General features: G+C 71.9%; 22 protein-coding genes. 4 read left to right on the top strand and 18 right to left on the bottom strand.

The window, feature by feature from the left end:
• Positions 1-2 precede the first annotated feature (2 nt).
• The 13 genes from ACFYNP_RS06285 to ACFYNP_RS06225 form a co-directional block, all read right to left on the bottom strand.
• Positions 3-647 (bottom strand): 1-hydroxy-2-methyl-2-butenyl 4-diphosphate reductase, encoded by a 645-nt coding sequence (locus ACFYNP_RS06285; RefSeq protein WP_388404524.1) that lies wholly within the window; start codon positions 645-647, stop codon positions 3-5.
• The gene (gene shc / locus ACFYNP_RS06280; protein ID WP_388783107.1) at positions 647-2,641 is read right to left on the bottom strand and encodes a squalene--hopene cyclase; all 1,995 of its coding nucleotides are present in this window, start codon (positions 2,639-2,641) and stop codon (positions 647-649) included. The genes ACFYNP_RS06285 and shc overlap by 1 nt, the downstream gene beginning before the upstream one ends.
• A gap of 107 nt (positions 2,642-2,748) precedes the next feature.
• The gene (locus tag ACFYNP_RS06275) at positions 2,749-3,858 is read right to left on the bottom strand and encodes a polyprenyl synthetase family protein (protein ID WP_388783105.1); all 1,110 of its coding nucleotides are present in this window, start codon (positions 3,856-3,858) and stop codon (positions 2,749-2,751) included.
• Positions 3,855-5,237 (bottom strand): hydroxysqualene dehydroxylase HpnE, encoded by a 1,383-nt coding sequence (gene hpnE / locus ACFYNP_RS06270; RefSeq protein WP_388783103.1) that lies wholly within the window; start codon positions 5,235-5,237, stop codon positions 3,855-3,857. Before hpnE ends, ACFYNP_RS06275 begins: the two co-directional genes overlap by 4 nt.
• Before the next feature lie 136 nt (positions 5,238-5,373).
• Entirely contained in the window at positions 5,374-6,324 is a 951-nt protein-coding gene (hpnD, locus tag ACFYNP_RS06265) for a presqualene diphosphate synthase HpnD (RefSeq protein ID WP_388783100.1), read from the bottom strand.
• Complete coding sequence (gene hpnC / locus ACFYNP_RS06260) at positions 6,321-7,232, bottom strand: squalene synthase HpnC (RefSeq protein ID WP_388783097.1); 912 nt, start codon at positions 7,230-7,232, stop codon at positions 6,321-6,323. The genes hpnD and hpnC overlap by 4 nt, the downstream gene beginning before the upstream one ends.
• Positions 7,233-7,633: 401 nt before the next feature.
• Complete coding sequence (locus tag ACFYNP_RS06255) at positions 7,634-8,449, bottom strand: ABC transporter ATP-binding protein (RefSeq protein WP_388404511.1); 816 nt, start codon at positions 8,447-8,449, stop codon at positions 7,634-7,636.
• Positions 8,436-9,317 (bottom strand): ABC transporter permease, encoded by an 882-nt coding sequence (locus ACFYNP_RS06250; RefSeq protein WP_388404508.1) that lies wholly within the window; start codon positions 9,315-9,317, stop codon positions 8,436-8,438. The genes ACFYNP_RS06255 and ACFYNP_RS06250 overlap by 14 nt, the downstream gene beginning before the upstream one ends.
• Positions 9,318-9,372: 55 nt before the next feature.
• Positions 9,373-10,218, bottom strand: coding sequence for a glycosyltransferase family 2 protein (locus ACFYNP_RS06245; RefSeq protein ID WP_388783315.1), 846 nt, complete (start codon positions 10,216-10,218; stop codon positions 9,373-9,375).
• 35 nt (positions 10,219-10,253) lie between these two features.
• On the bottom strand, positions 10,254-11,033 hold the full coding sequence (locus ACFYNP_RS06240) for a CDP-alcohol phosphatidyltransferase family protein (RefSeq protein WP_100575453.1): 780 nt from the start codon (positions 11,031-11,033) through the stop codon (positions 10,254-10,256).
• Positions 11,011-12,072, bottom strand: a complete 1,062-nt coding sequence (locus ACFYNP_RS06235; RefSeq protein ID WP_100575378.1) for an iron-containing alcohol dehydrogenase family protein — start codon at positions 12,070-12,072, stop codon at positions 11,011-11,013. Before ACFYNP_RS06235 ends, ACFYNP_RS06240 begins: the two co-directional genes overlap by 23 nt.
• Positions 12,060-12,797: a sugar phosphate nucleotidyltransferase gene (locus tag ACFYNP_RS06230; protein WP_388404503.1), complete on the bottom strand. Its 738-nt coding sequence runs from the start codon at positions 12,795-12,797 to the stop codon at positions 12,060-12,062. The genes ACFYNP_RS06235 and ACFYNP_RS06230 overlap by 13 nt, the downstream gene beginning before the upstream one ends.
• Positions 12,794-14,599 carry a DUF5941 domain-containing protein gene (locus ACFYNP_RS06225; protein WP_388783312.1) on the bottom strand — a complete coding sequence of 602 codons (1,806 nt, stop codon included), beginning with the start codon at positions 14,597-14,599 and terminating at the stop codon, positions 12,794-12,796. The genes ACFYNP_RS06230 and ACFYNP_RS06225 overlap by 4 nt, the downstream gene beginning before the upstream one ends.
• A gap of 410 nt (positions 14,600-15,009) precedes the next feature.
• Here ACFYNP_RS06225 and ACFYNP_RS06220 point away from each other — a divergent pair, with 410 nt between their 5' ends.
• Positions 15,010-15,951 (top strand): cation diffusion facilitator family transporter, encoded by a 942-nt coding sequence (locus ACFYNP_RS06220; protein ID WP_388404501.1) that lies wholly within the window; start codon positions 15,010-15,012, stop codon positions 15,949-15,951.
• Between the two features lie 114 nt (positions 15,952-16,065).
• Positions 16,066-16,671 (top strand): isopentenyl-diphosphate Delta-isomerase, encoded by a 606-nt coding sequence (gene idi, locus ACFYNP_RS06215; protein WP_388783094.1) that lies wholly within the window; start codon positions 16,066-16,068, stop codon positions 16,669-16,671.
• Here the strand turns inward: idi and ACFYNP_RS06210 are convergent.
• Positions 16,646-17,146 carry an ATP-binding protein gene (locus tag ACFYNP_RS06210; protein WP_388404495.1) on the bottom strand — a complete coding sequence of 167 codons (501 nt, stop codon included), beginning with the start codon at positions 17,144-17,146 and terminating at the stop codon, positions 16,646-16,648. The genes idi and ACFYNP_RS06210 overlap by 26 nt on opposite strands.
• A gap of 134 nt (positions 17,147-17,280) precedes the next feature.
• On the bottom strand, positions 17,281-17,994 hold the full coding sequence (locus ACFYNP_RS06205) for an HdeD family acid-resistance protein (RefSeq protein WP_388404492.1): 714 nt from the start codon (positions 17,992-17,994) through the stop codon (positions 17,281-17,283).
• Between the two features lie 74 nt (positions 17,995-18,068).
• Between ACFYNP_RS06205 and ACFYNP_RS06200 the strand changes: the two genes are divergently transcribed.
• Positions 18,069-18,818, top strand: a complete 750-nt coding sequence (locus ACFYNP_RS06200; protein ID WP_388783091.1) for an enoyl-CoA hydratase/isomerase family protein — start codon at positions 18,069-18,071, stop codon at positions 18,816-18,818.
• Here ACFYNP_RS06200 and ACFYNP_RS06195 read toward each other — a convergent pair.
• The 3 genes from ACFYNP_RS06195 to ACFYNP_RS06185 are packed head-to-tail and all read right to left on the bottom strand — an operon-like array spanning position 18,809 to position 21,139.
• Entirely contained in the window at positions 18,809-19,447 is a 639-nt protein-coding gene (locus tag ACFYNP_RS06195; RefSeq protein WP_388404486.1) for a DJ-1/PfpI family protein, read from the bottom strand. The genes ACFYNP_RS06200 and ACFYNP_RS06195 overlap by 10 nt on opposite strands.
• A gap of 34 nt (positions 19,448-19,481) precedes the next feature.
• Positions 19,482-20,129: a DJ-1/PfpI family protein gene (locus ACFYNP_RS06190; protein ID WP_388404483.1), complete on the bottom strand. Its 648-nt coding sequence runs from the start codon at positions 20,127-20,129 to the stop codon at positions 19,482-19,484.
• A 41-nt stretch (positions 20,130-20,170) separates the two neighbouring features.
• Positions 20,171-21,139 carry a GlxA family transcriptional regulator gene (locus ACFYNP_RS06185; protein ID WP_388404480.1) on the bottom strand — a complete coding sequence of 323 codons (969 nt, stop codon included), beginning with the start codon at positions 21,137-21,139 and terminating at the stop codon, positions 20,171-20,173.
• Between the two features lie 211 nt (positions 21,140-21,350).
• On the opposite strand from ACFYNP_RS06185, the gene ACFYNP_RS06180 reads away from it, so the two are divergent.
• Positions 21,351-22,214 carry a hypothetical protein gene (locus tag ACFYNP_RS06180; protein WP_388783088.1) on the top strand — a complete coding sequence of 288 codons (864 nt, stop codon included), beginning with the start codon at positions 21,351-21,353 and terminating at the stop codon, positions 22,212-22,214.
• Positions 22,215-22,313 lie beyond the last annotated feature (99 nt).

Raw genomic sequence — 22,313 nt, 5'->3', positions numbered from 1 at the left:
GCTCACCTCCTGGGGAGCAGCAAAGAACGGTGCCATTCAAAGAAAGCGGGAAGGACGGCACGAAGAACGCGGAAGGCTGATATTCCACCGCGCACCGTGCCAATCCGGACGAGTTCATGTTCTGGAGCGTCCACGACCACCCGTACGGCCGCAACCGGGCGCGATCCGGCCTGCCGGGCGGCCCGCAGCGTGGCGGCGGACTCCATGTCCACCGCGATCGCCCCGGTCGCCCTCAGACCGGCCCGTTCGGGGCCGCGTACGACGTGGTCCGACCCCGTGAGCGGGCCGGTGTGGACGGTGCGGCCCGGCAGCGCTTCGGCGAGCGCCTTGGCGAGCACCCCGGTGTCGGTGCACACCGTGGTGCCGTCCGGGCCGCGGGTTTCCTCGGCGACGACCAGGTCCCCGGGATGCATCCCGGGGACGAGGCCGGCACAGAAGCCTGAGGCGATGACCGCCGCGTCACGCATCCCGGGTGTGCCGAGCGTGCGGACCATCGCGCGTTGGGCGGCCGCGGGGCCCATGCCGCTGCGCAGCACGGTGACCGGGCCCGCCGCGCCGCCGTGGGCGCCGCGCAGCGCGAGCCGCTCGATGGTGAGCGCACAGGCGATCACCAGCGGCACGGGCCGCGCACCGCGGGGGGAGTCCATCAGCTCCCCTTGGCCGCGTTGGGGGAGAACGGTTCTCCATGGACGTACCGGCCGAGCGCGGTCAGCGGGAAGACCTGCCGGTAGAGGTGGTAATTGATCGAGAAGTCCCAGGGGAACCCGGTGCCCGTGAAGTACGGCTCGTCCCAGGAGCCGTCCGCGCGCTGGTTCTCCACGAGCCAGGAGATGCCGCGCTCGGTGGCCTTCTTGTCCCGCTCCCCCGCGGCCAGCAGCGCGAGCAGCGCCCAGGCGGTCTGTGAGGCGGTGGAGGGGCCGCGGCCCATCCATTCGGTCTCGCCGTAGGAGCGCAGGTCCTCGCCCCAGCCGCCGTCGTCGTTCTGCACGGACTCCAGCCAGCCGACCGCCCGGCGGATCGCGGGGTGCGCGGCGGGGATCCCGGCGGCGACCAGGGCGGGCACCACCGACCCCGTCCCGTATACGTAGTTGACGCCCCAGCGGCCGAACCAGGCCCCGTTGGCCTCCTGTTCGGCCAGCAGCCACTCGATGCCGCGCCGGGTCCGCGGGTCGTGCGACTTGCCCTCGTAGGCCAGCATCTCCACGACGTGCGCGGTGACATCGGCCGAGGGAGGATCGATGACCTCGCCGAAGTCGCAGAACGGCAGCCGGTTGGGAAAGGCACTGGTGTTGTCGGCGTCGAACGCCCCCCAGGCGCCGTTCTTCGACTGCATCCCGAGGTTCCAGCGCACCCCGCGGGCGATGGCCGCCTCGACCTTCTCCTGCTGGGGGTGCTTGACCCGGCGCAGCGCCAGGATCACCTCGGCGGTGTCGTCGATGTCGGGGTAGTTGTCGTTGTGGAACTCGAACGCCCAGCCGCCCGGCTGGAGTTGGGGTCGGCGCACGGCCCAGTCGCCGGGCCGGGTGATCTCCTCCTCCAGCATCCAGTCGGCCGCTCTGACGAGCGCGGGGTGGTCCCCGGGCACGCCCGCGTCGGCGAGCGCGATGGCCGCGAGGCAGGTGTCCCAGACCGGGGACTGACAGGCCTCGATCATCCGGGCGCCGTCCTCGCGCCACACCGCGAACCGGTCCAAGGACTCCAACCCGGCCCGCATCACGGGGTGTTGGAGGTCGTAGCCGAGCAGATGCAGGGCGATCACCGAGTACACGGCCGGCGGCTGGATGCCGCCCCAGCAGCCGTCGTTCTCCTGGCGCTCGACGATCCAGCGGGCGGCGCTGCGCATCGCGGCCCGCCGCAGCTTGCGCGGGGCCACCTTGTGGTAGACGTGCAGAACCTTGTCGAGCCGCTGGAACGCGCCGTCCCAACTCGCCACCGGGGCAAGGGGTTTGACCGGATTGGGATGACGGGCGTCGGTGTGCAGCTCGTCGAGCGCGAAGGGCGCGGGGCGGACCGGCCGCTTCGCCGAGACCACCGTGAGCGGCACGATGGTCTGCCGGGCCCAGCAGCCGAAGTCGTAGATGTTGAGCGGGACCCACGTGGGCAGGAAGATCAGCTCGGGCGGCAGCTCGGGCAGGTCGTCCCACTTCCACCAGCCGAACAGGGCCAGCCAGATGCGGGTGAAGACCCGGCTCGCGGCGATGCCGCCCTTGGCTCTGATCCAGGCCGCGGCGCGGGCCATGTGGGCGTCCTCGGGCCGGTCACCGGCCAGCCTGAGCGCGACGTACGCCTCGACGGTGGTGGAGAGTTCACCGGGTCCGCCGTAGAAGGTGGCCCAGGTCCCATCGTCGCGCTGCTCGCCCCGGATGAAGAGGGCGGCGGCGTGCAGGGTCTTCTCGTCCTGGATTCCGAGGAACTGACGCAGCAGCAGGTCCTCGGCGTCCATGGTGACGTTGGTCTCCAGGTCGCCCTTCCACCAGCCCTGGGCGTCCTGCCGCGCCAGCAGATGCTCGACGCCCAGCCCGGCGGCCCGCCGGGCGGCTTCGAGTACCGCGTCCGCGCCGGGAGCGGTCCCGGTTGTTGCACTGGCCGCGGCGGCCCGGGGCCGCGGGGCCCCGGTGCTTCCGTCGGTCGTCGCTGTCATGGCTTCCCCTTCGTGCAGTAGCTACTTCTGCTGTGCTGGGGTCTCCGTCGGAGGCGGCCCGGTCTCCCGGGCCGTTCCGGCGACTGCGAGTCATATGCGAATAGTGATCATCTCTTTCGGACGACGACGAAGTCCGCGAGCGCGGTGAGCTGTGCGCGGACCTTTTCCGGCATGTCGACGGCGTCGAGCGCCTGGATCGCGATGGTGTGCTGCCTGCGGGCCTCCTGCGAGGTCCACTCGCGGCCGCCGGCCTCCTCGATCAGGGCCGCGCGGGTGGCGAACTCCGCCTCCGAGAAGCTGTCGAAGTCATTGCTCTTGGCGTCGGCCGCGAGCAGTTCGCCCAGCCGGGTGGACGCCGGGCCGCCCGCGGCGAGCGCGGCGACGACGGGCAGCGACTTCTTGCGCTGGCGCAGGTCGCTCCAGGTCTGCTTGCCCGTGGCGTCCGGGTCGCCCCAGATGCCGAGCAGGTCGTCGACGGCCTGGAAGGCGAGGCCGAGGTGGTAGCCGTACGCCTCCAGCGTGTCGGCCATGTGGTCGTCGGCGCCGCCGAGGACGGCACCGATGGAGACGGCGCAGGCGAGCAGCGCGCCCGTCTTGTTGCCCTCCATCTCCAGGCACTCCTCGACGGTGACCCGCTCGCGGTGCTCGTAGGAGATGTCCTGGGCCTGACCGTCGATCAACTTCCTTGTGGCGGTGGTGAGTCGACGGGTCGCGCGACCCGCCTCCACCGTGCCGAGCTCAAGGAGGACCTCGTTGGCGAGGGCGAACAGGGCGTCGCCGACGAGGATCGCCTGCGCGGGGCCGTGCACCTTCCACACCGTGTCGCGGTGGCGGCGCTGCTCGTCGCCGTCCATGAGGTCGTCGTGCAGCAGCGAGAAGTTGTGCACGAGCTCCACCGCGACCGCTCCCGGCACGCCGATCTCGGCGGCGGCGCCGGCCGCCTCCGCGGAGAGCAGGGCGAGGGCGGGCCGTACGGCCTTGCCCCCGTCGCCGTCCGCCGGACGCCCCTCGGCGTCGATCCACCCGAAGTGGTAGGCGGCGACGGTGTCCATGGGAGCCGCGAGCCGGTCGACGGCCGCGCGCAGCTCCGGAGTCGACAGCGCGCGCCCCCGCTCCAGCAGGGCGGTGACGTCCACGGTGTCCACAGCCGGATTCGCCGAAGCCGAAGGCACAGTCGGCACAGTCTCTCCTCTTGTTCCAGTACTGCTAACAGTCATGCCGCCTCCTGAAGCGGATGAACATGGGGGCGGCCGAGGCCGGAGAGAGCGGCGCCGGCGGCACTGAATCCGCTGCGCACGGCGCCCTCCATGGTCGCGGGCCAGCCGGTCGCGGTCCACGCGCCGGCCAGGTAGAGGCCGTCCGCCCGGGTCCGCGCCGACGGCCGCAGCCGTCCGACGCCGGGGGTGGGGGCGAACGTCGCCGTGCGCTCCCGGGTGACGAAGAAGTCGAGGATCTCCGCACCGCGCGCCGCGGGCAACAGCTTTTCCAGTTCCGGCAGATAGCGGGCGCGCAGTTCGGCCACGGGAAGCTCGATCTCGTCCCCGGCGTCCGACTGGGAGACGGCCAGATACTGCCCCCCGCCGGTGAGGCCCGAGGAGTCCGTCCGGTCGAAGACCCACTGCACGGGGGAGCCGAGCGCGGCGAAGAAGGGCTGCTTGAGCACCTTGCGGTCGTAGACGACGTGCACGTTGAGGATGGGCGCGGTGCCGATGCCGAGGAGCCTGTCCGGCTCGTCGAGGGCGCCCTCGGGCAGCAGGCCGTGGGTCTCCCTCTGCGGCACGGCGAGCACGACGACCTCCGCGTCCAGCGTCTCGCCGGCCAGCTCGACGCGCCAACTGCCGCTCTCCGTACGGGAGATGGCCTCGGCCTTGGTGCGCGTTTCGACGCGTACGCCCGCCGACTCCAGGGCCTTGCGGGCCAGCGTGTCGTGCAGCTCGCCGAGCGGCACCCGGGCCCAGCCGATGTCGGCGGCGCCCGCCTCGGACAGCAGCCCGGTCTTGAAGACCATGGCGGCGAGGCCCAGGGAGGCGTGCGGCGCGGTGGCGTTGAGGGTCGCCACGCCGACCAGGTCCCACAGGGCTTCGATGGTCCGGTCGGACTGGCCGTGCCGGCCGAGCCAGGTCGCGAAGTCCACGTCGTCCAGGGCCGGGTCGGCCGTGTCGAGCTTCTTGAGCGCGAGCGCGGCACGCCCGACCGAGGCGCGCTCGGCGAGCGAGAGGTGCGGGTAGGTGGCGAGGCTGCGGCCGAGGTGCAGCGGCACCGGCAGCGGGTCGCGGCGCAGCCGGCCCAGCCGAGGGCCCCTGGGGTGCCCGACATCGAGGACGGGGACGTCCAACCGGGCCTGTACGGGGGCGAGTCCGGCCCCGCCGACCCGGTCGAGGAACCAGCGGTAGGCGGTGCAGCAGCGCAGATAGACGTGCTGGCCGTTGTCCACGGTGAGGTCGCCGCGCCGGAAGGAGAACGCGAGGCCGCCGAGCCGCGGGCGGCCCTCGACCAGGGTCACGCCGAGGCCCGCGTCGGCGAGTTCGAGCGCCGCGGTGATGCCGGCGAGTCCGCCGCCGATCACTACCGCGCGCTGGGGCCGCGTGTCGTTCATGCCGTCTCCCCCGGGGCCGGGCCGGTGCCCCGGACGGGGCGGGCCGACGCAGTCAGGGACGCATCGCCGCACGGGGAAGTTGCACGTCGGGCCCGCGTCATGGTCCTCGGCCCGTCGTCCGGGTGGGCGTGGAGCATCAGACGCGCCTCCTGGCGGTCTGCCGGGAGACATACCGGGTGTCGAGGCCGGAGAGGCCGCGCACCGCGACGTACGCCTTCTCCCGGCCGGGCAGCGAAACGCGCCCGCGCAGTACCGCCTGCGGGTCGCGCTCGATGCGGTCGAGCAGCCGGCGGTAGATCCCGGCCATCGCGGCGACACAGGCGCCGCTGCGCCGGTCCAGCATGGGGAGCAGCCGGTAGCCCTCGGCGAACAGGGCCCGGGCGCGCCGGACCTCGAAGTGGACGAGCCCGGCGAAGTCGGAGCCGGGCGGCGGGACGGGCCCGTCGAAGCCCGCCGAGCAGCCGAACTTGGCGAGGTCGTCGGAGGGCAGATAGGTCCGTCCGTTGCCGGCGTCCTCACGAACGTCCCTGAGGATGTTGGTGAGTTGGAGAGCGAGCCCCAGCGTGTCGGCGTACTCCGGGGCGCGTTCGATGCCCGGCGCGCCGGGCTGGGTGCCGAACACGCCGAGCGAGAGCCGGCCGATCGCGCCGGCGACACACCGGCAGTACGTCTTGAGGTCGTCCCAGGTCTCGTAGCTCTCGCCGTGCACGTCCATCAGGACGCCGTCGATGAGCTCGTCGAGACCGTCGAGCGGGATGGGGAACCGGCGTGCCGCGTCCGCGAGCGCCACCGCCACCGGGTCGGTGTCGTCCTCGTCGACGGCGCCGTCGCGGACGCGCCCGAGGAGCGCCCGGGTCTCCTCAAGGCGCGCCCCCTTGGCGTCGTCGGCCAGCGTTCCGTCACCGATGTCGTCGACCCGGCGCGAGAACGCGTACAGCGCGGACATCGCCTGCCGCTTGTCGGCCGGCAGCAGCCTGATGCCGTACGCGAAATTGCGCGCCTGCTGCCCGGTCACCGCCTCGCAGTAGCTGTATGCGGCCTGTACCGGTGCTGACACGGGTGCCTGTGCCTCCACGGTCCGGCTCACCCCTCTCTACGCGCTCTTCGCAAGACGGCTCCCACCTCGCGCAGCAGCCTTGCCCTGGTGGGCTTGGGCGGCCCCGGGAGTACGTCGTGGCCGGCGGCAGCGACCGCGTCGAGCGCGGCGCGTCCTCCGGCCACGAATCCGGCCAGCAGCAGCTTGAGTCTGCCGTGGACGCTACCCACCAGGGGGGTGCCTTCATTCAGCAACGACCCGGCGCGTTCCGCTTCGAACGCGACCAGGGCGCGCACCGAAGCGCTCCCCGTGGGGGCGGCCAGATCGGCCTGTGTGACATGGAAACGGGACATGTCCTCGGCCGGCAGATAGATCCGGTCCCGCCCGAGGTCCTCCTTGACGTCCTGGAGGTGTTCGACGATCTGCAACGCCGTACAGATCGCGTCGGAGCGACGGACGCGCTCCGGGCTCGTGGTGCCGGTGATGGCGAGGACGAGCCGTCCCACGGGGTTGGCGGAGAGCTCGCAGTAGGCGAGCAGCTCCTCGTACGTCTCGTAGCGCCGGACCCGCTGGTCCTGGCGGTTGGCCGCGATCAGCCCGAGGAACGGCTCGGGGGTGAGCCCGCAGCGCCGCACGGTGGGCCGCAGGGCCACCAGGAGCGGGTGCTGGGGCGTGCCGTCGAAGACGCGGCGCAGATCCGTCTCGAAGGCGTCGAGCATGACGAGCCGGTCGTCGGCGTCGGCCGGGGCCACGCCGAGGTGGCGGGCGTCGGCGCCGCCGGGGGCGAGGTCGCCGTCACCGATGTCGTCGACGAGCCGGGCGAAGCCGTACACGGCCATCAGGTCGTCGCGCCAGGCCCGCGGCAGGAAGAAGGGGGCCACCGGGAAGTTCTCGTCCGCGGCCTTGTCGAGCGTGGCGCGCGAGGGGGTGCCGGTGCGCACGTCCCGGACTCGGGTCACCGGGTGCCGCCCGGGGCGGGAACGGCGGCCGTCCCTTGGAGCTGGAGATCTTCCGTAGCCATGGCCGTCACATCTCCCGTTCTACACCGCCGACCCAAAACATCCTATTTCGGACACGCCGCCTGACCTCCCCGGACGGGATGACCCGTGGTGCGAGGAGCCGGGGGCGTATTACCCCACTTGCCGCGAATCAGCACCGGTACAGCTTACGTTGTACAACGGCCGAGAACACGTCGGGGTGTTGAGAGCATTACAAGAACACTCCAATCCGGCTCAACCTTCCCCGCATACTGGCAACTTGACGGGATCTTGACTGTCCGACCACACCATAGGACGCGAAAGCCCCTGCCGGGGTTGATCGACAGGGGCTTCGGTCTACGAGTCCGCCGGATGACGGTGTATCAGCGGCCGGACTCCTTCTGGTAGGCCTTGACGACCTCGTCGGTCGGCCCGTCCATGAGGAGCTCGCCGCGCTCCAGCCAGAGCACGCGATCGCAGGTGTCCCGGATGGATCCGATGCTGTGGCTCACCAGGAAGACGGTTCCGGCGTGCTTGCGCAGTTCCCGGATGCGCTCCTCGGAGCGGATCTGGAACTGGCGGTCGCCGGTGGCGAGGGCCTCGTCGATCATGAGGACGTCGTGGTCCTTGGCCGCGGCGATGGAGAACCGCAGGCGGGCCGCCATGCCGGAGGAGTAGGTGCGCATCGGCAGGGAGATGAAGTCACCCTTGTCGTTGATGCCGGAGAAGTCGACGATCTCCTCGTAGCGCTCCCTGACCTCCTCGCGGGACATGCCCATGGCCAGGCCGCCGAGGATGACGTTGCGCTCGCCGGTCAGGTCGTTCATCAGGGCCGCGTTCACACCGAGCAGCGAGGGTTGCCCGTCGGTGTAGACCCGGCCGCTCTCGGGCGGCAGCAGACCGGCGATGGCCCGCAGCAGCGTCGACTTGCCGGAGCCGTTGGAGCCGATCAGGCCGATGGCCTCGCCACGGTACGCGGTGAACGACACGCCCTTGACCGCGTGCACCCGGCGCATGCCCCGGGAGGCGCCGCCGGTCCGGTCCCTCTTCACCATGCGGCTCAGGGCGGCAGTGGCGCTGCCCTTTCCGCCGCCGCCCCCGTTGACGGTGTACACGATGTGCACGTCGTCGCAGATGACGGTGGGAATCCGCGCGTCCTCGACCACGACGCGGTCCTTGATGTCCTCAGCCACGGCCATATCGCTCCTCAGCCTTCCAGAAGTACACGAATCCGAGAGCGCCCACGACGACGGCCCAGCCGGCCGCGAGTGCCCAGACGTGCGGGGGCAGGGACCCGCCGCCGTAGCCGTCCAGCAGCGCGTAGCGCGCCAGGTCCATATAGATGGCGGCCGGGTTGACCTGGAGGACGTCCTTGAGCCAGCCCGGCTTGTCCTTGAGCACGGCGGTGATGCTGAACATCACGCCGGACGAGTACATCCAGGTCCGCATGATGAACGGCATCAGCTGCGCGAGGTCCGGCGTCTTGGCGCCGAGCCGGGCGAAGATCAGCGCGAGGCCGGTGTTGAAGACGAACTGCAGCGCGAGGACCGGGACGATCAGGATCCACGTCATGCCCGGCATGAAGCCGGAGGCGACGACCACGATCATCAGGACGATCATCGAGAAGAGCAGCTGCTGGAGCTGCTGGAGCGCGAAAGAGATCGGCAGCGAGGCGCGCGGGAAGTGCAGCGCCCGCACCAGACCCAGGTTGCCCGAGATCGCCCGTACGCCGGCCATCAGCGAGTTCTGCGTGAAGGTGAACAGGAACACGCCGGTCACCAGGAACGGGATGAAGACCTCGTTGGGGATGCCCTTCCTCGTACCCATGAGCACGCCGAAGATGAAGTAGTAGACCAGCGCGTTCAGCAGGGGCGTCGCCACCTGCCAGATCTGGCCGAGCTTCGCCTCGCTGTACTGGGCGGTCAGCTTGGCCGACGAGAACGACAGGATGAAGTGGCGCCGGCCCCACAGCTGCTTGATGTAAGCGGTCAGCCCGGGTCGGGCACCGCTCACCGACAGCCCGTGCTTGGCGGCGAGGTCCGCCGGGGACAGGGTTGTGTCACTCACAAGTGGAAACTTTCGTGTTCAAGAAGTACGCCCGATGGTCTCAGAGCCGAGACTCTCAGATGACGGGGGGACGGCCCAGCCGGGTGAGCTTGAAGACCGTACGCCACTTCATGGGACGGCGCGGTCCGCAGGGCGTCGTCCACCCCTCCTTGAACCCGCCGAACCAGGCCTTGAGCGCCGGGCCCGAGGGCTTGCGCGCCAGGGTCAGGAGCAGCCAGACCCCCAGGTAGACCGGGACCAGCGGGGCGGGCAGGTTGCGCCGGGCCAGCCAGACCCGGTTGCGGGCCACCATCCGGTGGTAGACCGCGTGCCGGGACGGGGCGGTCGTCGGGTGGTGCAGGACCATGTCCGCGCGGTAGTCGATCATCCAGCCGGCGTCCAGCGCCCGCCAGGCGAGGTCGGTCTCCTCGTGCGCGTAGAAGAACTCCTCCGGCAGCCCGCCGACCTCGGCGAACACCCGGGTGCGCACGGCGTTGGCGCCGCCGAGGAAGGTCGTCACGCGCGAGGAGCGCATCGGGTCCGCCGCGCGCAGCCTCGGCACGTGGCGGCGCTGGGTGGCCCCGGTCTCCGGGTCGGCGATCCGGAAGCTGATGATGCCGAGCTCCCGGTCGGCCGCGAAGGCCTGGCGGCACAGCTCGGCGGTGTCCGGGTTGGGCAGCAGGCCGTCGTCGTCGAGGAAGAGCAGCACGTCCATCTCGGCGCCCGCGGGGCCGAACGCCTCGATGCCGACGTTGCGGCCGCCCGGGATGCCCAGGTTCTCCGGCAGCTCCACGGTCCGTACGCCCTCGGGGACGTCCGGGACCGGGGCGCCGTTGCCGACGACGACGACCTCGACCCGGTCGCCGTCCTGCTTGGCGACCGAGTCGAGCAGGGCGCGCAGCTCGGCGGGGCGGTTGCCCATCGTGATGACGACGGCGCCGACCTTCAGGGGAGCGTTCACTTGAGCCTGCTCGACGCGAGGATGGACACGAGGTGGAGCACCGTCTGGAGCAGCGCGATGCCGGCCAGCACCGCGACGCCGAGGCGGGAGAAGTACAGGTCGCCGCGGACCTGGTCCACGATCGCGAGGACCAGGATCAGCAGGGACGCCTCGATGCCGAGGACGAGCCGGTGGAACTTCAGCGCGGCCGCGGCCCGGCGGGCGAGCGCCACGCCGGAGGAGCGCGGGGTGGCCGCCGCGTCCTTGACCAGCGGCAGACCGCCCTGGTGACGGGCGACGCCCACGAGGTCGGTCTCCGCCTTGATCAGGATCGCGCCGAGGGCCGCGAGCGTACCGAGGAAGGCCCACAGCCAGTCGATGCGGCCGGGACCCCACAGGTCGGCGGCGCGCAGGCCGAAGCCGACCAGGACCGCCGCGTCGCACAGATAGGCACCGACGCGGTCCAGGTAGACGCCGGACAGCGAGAACTGCTTCTTCCAGCGGGCGACTTCGCCGTCGACGCAGTCGAGCAGCAGATAGCCCTGGACGGCGACGACACCGAGGACGGCGCCCCAGACGCCCGGCACCAGGAGGGCCGGGGCGGCGAGGACCCCGCTCAGGGTCATCAGGTAGGTCAGCTGGTTCGGCGTGACCTTGGTGGTGACCAGGACGCGGGTGATGCGCAGCGAGATCTCGCGCATGTACAGACGGCCGCCCCAGTGTTCGCCACTGACCCGGTCCTTCACACCCGCCGGGTGCACGACCGGGCGGAGCTCAGCTACGGATGGTCTTGGCATAGTCGGCGTACGCGTCCCTGATCTGGTCGGTGGACAGGTCGAGGTGCTCGATGATGGTGTAGCGGCCGGGGCGGGTCTGCGGGGCGAACTCCACGGCCTGGACGAACTCGTCGGCGGTGAAGCCGATTTCCTCCGCCGTCACCGGCAGGGCGTGCCGGCGCAGCACCTCGGTCATGAGGCCGGACTCGGCCTTCGCGCCCCGCAGGTGCATGGCGAACGCGGCGCCCAGGCCGCACTGTTCGCCGTGGCTGGCCGCGCGCTGCGGGAAGAGCAGGTCGAAGGCGTGGCTGATCTCGTGGCAGGCGCCGGACGACGGCCGGGTGTCGCCGCTGATCGACATGGCGATGCCGGACATGACCAGGCCCTCGGAGAGGGTGACCAGGAAGTCGTCGTCGCCGACGGTCCCCGGGTGGCGCAGGACCGCCTCGCCGGCGCTGCGCGCCATGGCGGCGGCCAGGCCGTCGACGGGCTCCCCGGTCTCGCGGTGCGACAGCTCCCAGTCCGCGATGGCGGACAGGTTGGAGATCGCGTCCCCGATGCCCGAGCGCACGAAGCGCGGGGGCGCGTCCCGGATCACGGCGAGGTCGATCAGGATGGCGATCGGAGTGGGCACGCCGTAGGAGCCGCGCCCGTTGTCGTTGTCCAGCGTGGAGACCGGCGAGCAGATGCCGTCGTGCGAGAGGTTCGTGGCGACGGCGACCATCGGCAGGCCGACGCGGGCCGCCGCGTACTTCGTCACATCGATGATCTTGCCGCCGCCGAGCGCCACGACCGCGTCGTAGCGCTTGCCGCGCATCGCGTCGGCGAGCTTGACCGCCGCGTCGATGGTGCCGCCGTCGACCGGGTACCACTCGGCACCCGGCAGCAGGGGGCCGAACTGCTCGCGCAGCTTGAGCCCCGAGCCGCCGCTGATCGCGATCGCCAGCTTGCCGTTGGCGGAGATGCGCTGGTCGGCGAGGACGACCGCGAGGTCGTCCAGCGCCCCGCGCCGGATGTCGACGACAACCGGCGAGGGGATGAGCCGAGTCAGTACTGGCACGCGATCTCACGGCCCTTCGCCAGGTCGTCGTGGTTGTCGATCTCGACCCACGACACCTCGCCGATGGGGGCCACGTCGACGGTGAAGCCGCGGTTGACGAGCTCCTGGTAGCCGTCCTCGTAGTAGAGGTCGGGGTCGCGCTCGAAGGTGGTCTTCAGGGCGTCGGCGAGCTGCTCGGCGGCCTCGGGCTCGATGAGCGTGACGCCGATGTACTCGCCGGTGGCGGTCGCCGGGTCCATCAGCTTGGTGATGCGCTGGACGCCCTTGCCCTCGGCGGTGATGACCTTCATCTCCTCGTCGGCGAGGTTCTTCACCGTGTCGAGGGCGAGGATGATCTTCTGGCCCTGGCCGCGCGCGGCCAGCAGGGTCTTCTCGACCGACACGGGGTGGACCGTGTCGCCGTTGGCGAGGATCACGCCGCGCTTGAGGACCTCACGGGCGCACCACAGGGAGTAGGCGTTGTTCCACTCCTCGGCCTTGTCGTTGTCGATCAGCGTGATCGTGACGCCGTACTTGGCCTCCAGGGCCTCCTTGCGGGCGTAGACGGCCTCCTTGCGGTAGCCGACGACGATCGCGACCTCGGTCAGGCCGACCTCGGCGAAGTTCTTCAGCGCGATGTCCAGGACGGTGGTGTCACCGTCAACAGGCACGAGGGCCTTCGGGAGCGTGTCGGTGTAGGGGCGCAGACGGCGTCCGGCACCGGCTGCCAGTACGAGGCCAATCATGCTGTTTCTCCTTCGTCATGTACGGCAGGTGCTCCGGAGGACACCCAGAAGCGGATGGACTCCACGAGCACCACGAGCGCGATGACCGCCGCGAGGGCGGTGAGCGCCAGGGTGAAGTCTGTGTCTCGCGTGGCGAGGACGGCGGCGAGCACCGTCACCACGAGCGTGCGGCCCTCGTGGCCGCCGATCACCCGCACCAGCCACTGCGGCGGCGCGCCGGACCCGCCCTTGATGCGGTACACCGTGTCGTAGTGATGGTAGGCGACCGCCGCCACGAGCCCGAAGGCCGCGGGCAGGGCCCCGGCCACGTCCGAGCGGGCCGCCAGGATCAGGACCGTGCAGTACTCGGCCACCCGGAAGAGCGGCGGCACCAGCCAGTCGAGGGGACCCTTGAGCGGCCGGGCGACGGCCAGGCCCGACAGGACCGCGTACAGCGCGGCCGCGCCGATCACCAGGCCGCTGCCGACGGGCAGCGTGAGGGCGGCGGCGGCGACCAGCAGGGCGCCGACGGCCGCGAGGACCGGGGCGCCGGGCATCCGCGGCGCCTTCGCCGCGATCAGCTGGGCGAGCGGGCCGCTGTCGGCGAGCTCGGCGAGGGCCCGGGCCGCGCGGTCGGAGCGGGTGGCGCGGCGGCTCAGGGAGCGCAGGACGCGGCCCGCGGTGGTGTAGCAGGCGGCGAAGGCGCAGCCGATGAGCAGCGCGTAGAAGACGACGCGGGGCGTGGTGACGGCGGTCAGCACGGCGATCATCGCCCAGCGCTCGCCGATCGGCAGCACGATCATGCGCCGCACCCACACCGTCCAGCCGACCGAGTCGAGTTTGTCGGAGAGGGCCGCGGTGGGGCTGGTGTTGGCGGTGGCGTCGGTGCCCACGACGTGCGCCTCGTTGAAGGAGAAGTCCACGACGTGGCGGCAGGTCTGGAGCACCATGGCGCCGAGCGCGAGCGCCCATACGTCGTCGCCGCCGCGGGCCGCGCCGAGGGCGAGGCCCGCGTAGTAGGCGTACTCCTTGGCCCGGTCGAACGTGGCGTCGAGCCAGGCGCCCATCGTCGAGTACTGGAGCGAGTAGCGGGCGAGCTGCCCGTCGGTGCAGTCCAGGACGAAGGAGAGGATCAGCAGCACCCCGGCCGCGACGTACCCGCCGCGCGTCCCGGTCGCCGCGCAGCCGGCCGCGATCAGGGCGGTGAGCAGCGAGGCGGTGGTGACCTGGTTGGGGGTGAGACCCCGGCGGGCGCACCAGCGGGCGAGGTAGCGGGAGTACGGGCTGACGCAGTGGGTGGTGAAGAACCCGTCGCGGGACTTCACGGCGTTGCGCAGGCGCACGGCCTCGTCGTCGACGGCGGCGACGGCCCGGCTCGCCTCGACCGCGGCCACCTCGTCGGCGGGAACCGTCGCGACGAGCGAGCCGAGTTCGGGGTGGTGCACCGCTACGCCGTCGGCCTCGATGGCGGCCGCGATGTCGTCGGTGAGCACCGTGCTCGTCCGCACCTGGGCGGCGGGTGCCGAAGGGCCGCCGGACAGGACGCGGGCGAGCGCCGGGCGGGCCTCGGCCTGAACGGCGAGGGCGCCGGGCACCGAGGCGGCCGGGAAGCGCGGGTCGGTCAGTGCGAGGCGCAGCGCGTGGACGTGGCCGAGGAAGCGCGGGTCGACAAGGGCGACGCGTTCACCGGCCGGCACCTCGGCGAGCAGGCGGGGCAGGTCGTCGGGGAGGAAGGCGTTCTGCACGTCGAAACCCAGCGTGCGCAGATCGGGTCCGAGCTGCGATCCGGGCACCGGCGGACCGGTAAGGATGGCGGTCGACAGACGAATTCACTCCTTGCGACTGACATGGCGGAAGTCACGGCCCGGCCCGGCACGGGGGCGGGCGGCACGTCGGCAGAGGCTATCGGATGCTCGGAACCGGGAATTCACTGGCCGTTTACGGCCGATGAGGCCCGGGACCGCCCGTTGCGCGGGCACCGCGATCATCATGGTCGATCAAGGGCGCAGCCCACAAACCGCGTTCGAACACCGCCGGGGCGCCCGTGGTGCGAACCCTGCGGCCGCGCCCGCGAATTGATCACTCCAACGCTCTGACCTGCAAGCATTTCCGCAGGTCAGAGCACATGACAACGGTGTTCAGTCCCGTGTTGCACATACCCCCTACCCGTAGTTCACTGGCCCCTCGTACAGAGACATCGGGATGGAACGGCGACGGATCCGGGAGGGCGTTCATGGGGGCTGGGCACGACCACGGACACACACACGGCGGGCCGCCGCCGACGGGCACGGCGGCCGCCGCCTATCGGGGAAGGCTACGGATCGCGCTCGGCATCACACTGACCGTGATGGTCGTGGAGATCGTCGGCGGTCTGCTCGCGGACTCCCTCGCGCTCGTCGCGGACGCGGCCCACATGGCGACGGACGGTCTCGGGCTCGCCATGGCGCTGCTCGCCATCCACTTCGCCAACCGCCCGGCCGGGGGCAACCGCACCTACGGGTACGCCCGCGCCGAGATCCTCGCCGCGCTGGCCAACTGCCTGCTGCTGCTCGGGGTGGGCGGCTATGTCCTGTTCGAGGCGGTCACGCGGTTCGTGGAGCCGGCCGACACCGCGGGCGGCACGGCCGTGGTCTTCGGCCTGATCGGCCTGGTCGCGAACTCGGTCTCCCTCTCGCTCCTCATGAAGGGGCAGCAGGACAGCCTCAATGTGCGCGGCGCCTTCCTGGAGGTGCTCTCGGACGCGCTCGGCTCGGCGGCCGTGGTGGTGGCCGGCCTGGTCATCATGACCACGGGCTGGCAGGCGGCCGACCCGATCGCCTCGCTGGTGATCGGCCTGATGATCGTGCCGCGGACCGTCAAGCTGCTGCGCGAGACCCTCAACGTGCTCCTTGAGTCGGCGCCCAAGGGGGTCGACATGGCGGAGGTGCGGGCGCACATCGTGGAGCTGCCGGGTGTGGAGGACGTCCACGATCTGCACGCCTGGACCATCACCTCGGGGATGCCGGTGCTGTCGGCGCACGTGGTGGTCAGCCAGGAGGTGCTCGACTCCGTGGGGCACGAGAAGCTGCTGCACGAGTTGCAGGGCTGCCTGGGCGACCACTTCGACGTGGAGCACTGCACCTTTCAGCTGGAGCCCGGCGGCCATGCCGAGCACGAGGCGAAGCTCTGCCACTGAGCGCGCGGTTCCGGCGGCCTCGCGTGGGGCAGGACATGCGGATGCCGGTCAATGGCGGACACGCCGCTTTTGTACGGCAGACTGAGCAGCCGAGGACCGAAGCGAAGGATGGTTATGCCGAGCACATCAGCCACCACGGCGAACAACTCGTCGAACGGGACCACGGGCGCCACCGCACCAGAGATCATGCTCGAACTCGTCGACGAGAGCGGCAACACCATCGGTACCGCGGAGAAGCTCTCCGCCCACCAGGCGCCCGGGCAGCTGCACCGGGCGTTCTCCGTATTCCTCTTCGACCCGGCGGGCCGGCTGCTCCTCCAGCGGCGGGCGCTCGGCAAGTACCACTCCCCCGGCGTCTGGTCCAACACCTGCTGCGGCCACCCCTACCCCGGTGAGTCCCCGTTCGCGGCGGCCGCCCGGCGCACCTACGAGGAGCTGGGCATCGCCCCGTCGCTGCTCGCCGAGGCGGGCACGGTGCGCTACAACCACCCGGACCCGGAGTCGGGCCTGGTGGAGCAGGAGTTCAACCACCTCTTCGTGGGCCTGGTGCAGTCGCCGCTGCGGCCGGACCCGGAGGAGGTCGGCGAGACCGCGTTCGTGACGCCCGAGGAGCTCGCCGAGCGGCACGCGCGCGACCCGTTCTCGGCGTGGTTCATGACCGTGCTCGACGCGGCACGGCCCGCGGTCAAGGAGCTCACGGGGCCCGACGCGGGCTGGTGATCCCCGGCAGGGGGGCCAGCGGGAGAGCGGCCCAGACGATCTTTCCGCCGCTCGCGGTCTGCTCGACGTCGCACACCCCGCCGGCCTCCTCGGTGATCTCGCGGACCAGGAGCAGGCCCCGGCCGCCGGTCTGCGCGTAGTCGGCCTCCAGGGCCTTGGGCCGGTAGGGGTGGTTGTCCTCGACGGACACCCGGATCCACTCGGCGCCGATGGCCACCTCTACGGCGACCTGCGGCGAAAGCAGGGCCGCGTGTCTGACCGCGTTGGTGACCAGCTCCGAGACGATCAGGAGCAGGCCCTGGATGAGGTCCTCGTGAGCCGGTACGCCCTGGCGGCGCAGCAGGTCGCGCACCGCGTGCCGGGCCTGCGGCACGGAGGCGTCGACGGCGGGGGCGGTGAACCGCCACACGCCCTCGTACGCCTGCTGCCGCGCCAAGGCCGCGGGTTCGGGCGGCAGGCTCCCGCGGATCTCCATGTTTCCGGCACCACCCTCGCGGCTCGACTGCGCACTCGTTGCTGAAGAGTGTCGGGAGTGCGTTGGTCCGGACCGAGGGACTGAACAGAAGTCAGCGTCTATCGACGCTTTTTGATCCCCGTTGGCGTGGAGGGTCATCTCTCCGGCTGGTTCTGACCCTCGTCTGACGGCTTTGCCATGGCTTGCGGGGGTGTCGGAGACATCGGAGGGGTGCCCTTGCCGCCCTCTTCCGTGGCCACCGCGTCACTCACGAGAGTGACGATTCTGCGTCCGCCCACTCCGATCGCGATCAGCCCCAGCCCGTCGAACAACAGGGCGAGCGAGAAGAAACAGCCGATGACGTACCGGCTGTTGCTCGGCCAGTTCGCCAGCACCAGGATGCCCAGGAGCACGCCGAACGCGCCCTGCACCAGCGTCCAGCCGAACTGCGGCCCGCGCACCACCACACTGCCCGCCAGGCGGAAGACGCCGCCGGTCAGGAACAGCAGGGCGGCGAACATCGTGAGGGCCTCGGCGCTGCCCTCGGGACGGCGGATGATCACCACGCCTGCGGCGAGGTTCAGGGCGGCGACCACCACGGCCAGCCAGAAGAAGCCCGAGCCGCGCGACTGGATCGCGTGCGCCAGGCCGATCACGCCGCCGATCAGCAGCAGCCAGCCGAAGAGCAGCATCGTGGTCAGGGTGGCGAACTCGGTGTACCCGAGGCCGACCAGGCCGGCCACCACCAGAATCGCCCCGAGCAGGGCGAGCAGTCCGAAGCTGCGGCTGAGCTTGCGGCCCTCGCGCCCGACGTTCCGGCGGGGTGCCCCATGGGGGTCGGGTCCGACGTTCTGCCTGGGTCCGGCCATCAGCGTCTCCTAGTCGATCCGCGTGCGACCCCCTTGCGATCATAGGTTTCGGCGGCCCGGATAGCATCCGGCGCATGCAGCCGCAGCTGGAGCAGAGCCTCTCCGAGGGCGTCGCCACCGTCGTGATCAGTAATCCCGCGAAGCGCAACGCGATGACCTCCGCGATGTGGCGGGCGCTACCGCCGCTGCTCGAAGCCCTGGCCGCGGATCCGCGGGTGGGGGCGCTGGTGCTCACCGGTGCCGGGGACACGTTTTGCGCGGGCGCGGACATCTCCACGCTGCGGGAGCCCGGCGAGGACCCGAAGGCACTCGCGGTACGGGCGGAGGAGGCGCTGGCGGCCTTTCCCAAGCCGACGCTCGCCGCCGTGCGCGGGCACTGCGTGGGCGGCGGCAGCCAGCTCGCGGCCGCCTGCGATCTGCGGTTCGCCGAGGAGGGGGCGCTGTTCGGCGTCACCCCCGCGAAGCTCGGCATCGTCTACCCGGCGTCGGCGACCCGGCGGCTCACCGCGCTCGTCGGGCCGGCGACCGCCAAGTACCTCTTGTTCTCAGGGGAGTTGATCGACAGCGCCCGGGCGCTGCGCACCGGTCTGGTGGACGAGGTGCCGGCCGCCGGCGAGCTGGACAAGCGGGTGGCCGAGTTCACCCGGATCCTGGTGTCGCGCTCGCGGCTCACCCAGGCGGCGGCGAAGGAGTTCGCGGACGGCAGGACCGACCGGGACGCGCACTGGGCCGCCCAGGAGCGCGGCTGCGACGACACCGCGGAGGGCATCGCCGCGTTCCTGGAGCGCCGGGCCCCGCGCTTCGGCTGGCAGCCTCAGCCCTGAGGGACGCCCTTGGCCCTGAAGTGCTCGACCAGGTCGGCGGGCGCCCGGTCCGGCGAGCCCGCGTCGTAGGGCGGCTGCGGGTCGTACTCGATGAGGAGCTGTACGGACTCGGCGTGCCGGTCCCCGGCGATCTCGCCGAGCAGGGTGAGTCCCATGTCGATGCCGGAGGACACCCCGGCCGCGGTGACGTACTTGTGGTCGAGGACCACCCGCTCCGGCGCCGGAGTGGCCCCGAAGCCGCGCAGCTCGTCCAGGGCGAGCCAGTGCGAGGTGGCGCGCCGGCCGCTCAGGAGCCCGGCCGCGCCGAGCAGCAGCGAGCCCGTGCACACCGACGTCGTCCACGTGGTCATGACGTCCACCCTGCGCAGCCAGTCCAGGACCGGCCCGCCCTCCAGGTGCGGCGCGAGGGCCTCGGGCGGACCGCCCGGCACGACCACGATGTCCGGCGTGACCACCTCCGCGAGCGGCCTGTCGGCGACCAGCGTCAGACTGCCGCCGTCGTTGCGGACGGGCCCGGCCCGCTCGGCGACGAACACGGTCTCGGCGCCCGGCAGCCGGCTGAGCGTCTCGTACGCGCCGACCGCGTCCAGGGCGGTGAACCGGTCGTAGAGCAGGATCGCGATCTGCATGTGCTGGGTGTCCTTCGGATGTGGGGCGGGTCGGTCAGTGGGGGGCGGCCCGGGAGAAGCGGCCGGCGGCGCGGAGTTCCTCGACCAGCTGGGCCGGGGCCTTGTGCGGCGAGCCCGTGTCGTAGGGCGGCTGCGGGTCGTACTCGGTCAGGAGCTGCACGGACTCCGCGTACCGGTCCCCCGCGATCTCGCCGAGCAGGGTGAGTCCCATGTCGATGCCGGAGGACACCCCGGCGGCCGTCGCGTACTTGCCGTCGATGACGACCCGCTCACCCGTGGGCCGTGCCCCGAACGTCGCGAGCAGGTCGAGCGCCAGCCAGTGCGAGGTGGCACGCCGGCCGTGGAGGAGCCCGGCCGCACCGAGCAGCAGCGAGCCCGTGCACACCGACGTCGTCCACGTCGTCGTGGTGTCGACCTCGCGCAGCCAGTCCAGGATCACCGGGTTGTCCATCTGCCCGGTCTGCCCGGGCCCGCCCGGCACCACCAGGAGGTCCGGCCGCCGCACCTCCCCGAGCGTCCGGTCGGCGACGAGGCCGAGGCTGCCCCGGTTGTCGTTGCGGACGGTCCCGGTCCGCTCGGCCACGAACACCGTCTCGGCGCCGGGCGCGCGGGCCAGGATCTCGTACGGGCCGACCGCGTCCAGGGCGGTGAACCGGTCGTAGAGCAGGATCGCGATCTGCACGGGGACCTCTCAGGCTGGTCGGGGGCGGGCACGGGGGCCCGTCAGGACTGGGCCGGGGCGGGGCGGAAGCGGCGGCGGTACTCGGCGGGGGCCGTCCCCAGTGTCTTGACGAAGGCGCGGCGCATCGCCTCGGAGGTGCCGTAGCCGGCCGCGCGGGAGACCTCCTGGATGCCGTCCGGGGTCTCCTCCAGGAGGCGGCGGGCGTACTCCAGGCGGACGCGCTCGACATAGCGGCCGGGGGTGGTGCCGGTCTCGGCGTGGAAGGCGCGGGCGAAGTGGCGGGGCGAGAGGCTGGCGCGCTGGGCCAGGGCCTCCACGGACAGGTCGCCGTCGGGGTGCTCGGCGATCCACCGCTGGAGCTCGCGCAGCGGCTCGCGGCGGGCCGTCTGCGCGGCGAGCTGGGCGCTGAACTGCGCCTGGTTCCCCGGCCGGCGCAGGAACACCACCATGGTGCGGGCGATGGTCAGGGCCACGTCCCTGCCGTGGTCCTCCTCCACCAGGGCGAGCGAGAGGTCGATTCCGGCGGTGACCCCGGCCGACGTGGCAACGTTGCCATCCCGCACGAAGATGGGGTCCGGCTCGACCTGGACGGCCGGATAGCGCTGGGCCAGTCGCCGGCACAGCGCCCAGTGGGTGGTGGCCCGGCGCCCGTCGAGCAGCCCGGCCTCGGCGAGCAGCAGCGAGCCCGTGCACACCGAGACGAGCCGCCGGGCGCGCGGGCCGTGCGCGCGCAGCCAGTTGACGAGACGCGGGTCGGGCGCACTCGCCCCGTCGCCGCCGGGGACGAGCAGGATGTCGGCCGGGCCGGCGTCCGCGAGCGCGCAGTCGGCCATGAGCCGCAGCCCGCTGTGCGAGGTGACCGGCGCCCCGTCGAGCGAGGCGAAGCGCAGCCGGTAGGCGGCCGGGTCCCCGAGGGCGCGGCACGCCGCGGCGAACACCTCGGCCGGTCCGGTCACATCGAGACTTTGGACCTCGTCGAAGAGGACGACCAGGACGGAGCGCTGCGTCATCCCTCCATCCTTGGGCCGGAGGCCGATGGCCGCAATGACGAGAACCCCACCTTTCCTGCCATCAGGACCGTCGGACGGCGTCGACGACCGGACACACTCCGCGCGGGGCGACCGGACCGCCCCGCACGAAGCGACGGGACCGTCCCGCACGAAGCGACCGGACCGCCCCACCCCTTCACCCCGTACCGACCAGTCGGTAACGTGCGGGGGCATGAGCCCTCTCGCCCCGCGCGCCGGACGCCACTGCCACAGCCCCGTCAACTCGCTGCACGCGACCGTCTACTTCTCGCCCGACTTCCCCGAGGAGCTGGCCCGGCTCGGCATCGAGGACCGCGGCGCCGCCTACTTCGCCGGGCGCGCGGCCGCGATGGGCGCCGTGGGCCCCGGCGTGGTGACGGCCGCCTTCTACAACTTCAAGCACGACCTCATCGCCCGGCACCTGCCCGCCGTGTGGAACACCGCCGCCCCCGAGGCCGTGCTGGCCGCACGCCTGCGGGCCGTCGACCGCACGCTGCGCCGGCTGCTCGGCGCGGAGGCCGTCGCGTCGGACGAGATGGCGGAGGCCGCCCGGCTCGCGCTGCGCGCCACCGAGGGCTGCACCCGGCACGCCCGCCCCCTGTACGCCGCACACGCCGACCTGCCCGTGCCCGAGCAGCCGCACCTCGCCTACTGGCACGCCGCGACGCTGCTGCGCGAGCACCGGGGCGACGGCCACCTCACCGCTCTGCTCGACCTGGAACTCGACCCCCTCGAAGCACTCGTGAGCCACACCGCGACCGGCAAGGGCATGTCCCCGAGCTGGGTCATCGCCACCCGCGGCTGGGAGCGCGCGGACTGGGAAGCCGCCGCCGGACGACTGCGCGGGCGCGGACTCCTCGACGCGGAGGGCGAGTTGACCGAGGCGGGCGTGTCGCTGCGCGCCGAGCTGGAGGACCGCACCGACCGCCTCGACCTCGCCCCCTACGAACTCCTCGGCGAGCGGGGCGTGGCACGGCTCACCGAACTGGCCAAGGGCTTCGCCGTGACGGCGGCCCTGGCGGGCGGCTTCCCGGCCGACCTCGTCGGTAAGGGCTGACCGCTTCGGCACGAGCCGATTCCGTCATCGAGAGCCGGTCCCGTCGGCAAGGGCTGATCGTCGATTGTCGGTGCCGCCTGCCACAATGGCGCCCCAGGC

Source organism: Streptomyces sp. NPDC006691 (assembly GCF_042869955.1).
Lineage (GTDB): Bacteria > Actinomycetota > Actinomycetes > Streptomycetales > Streptomycetaceae > Streptomyces.
This window is presented reverse-complemented; position numbering and strand designations above follow the sequence as displayed.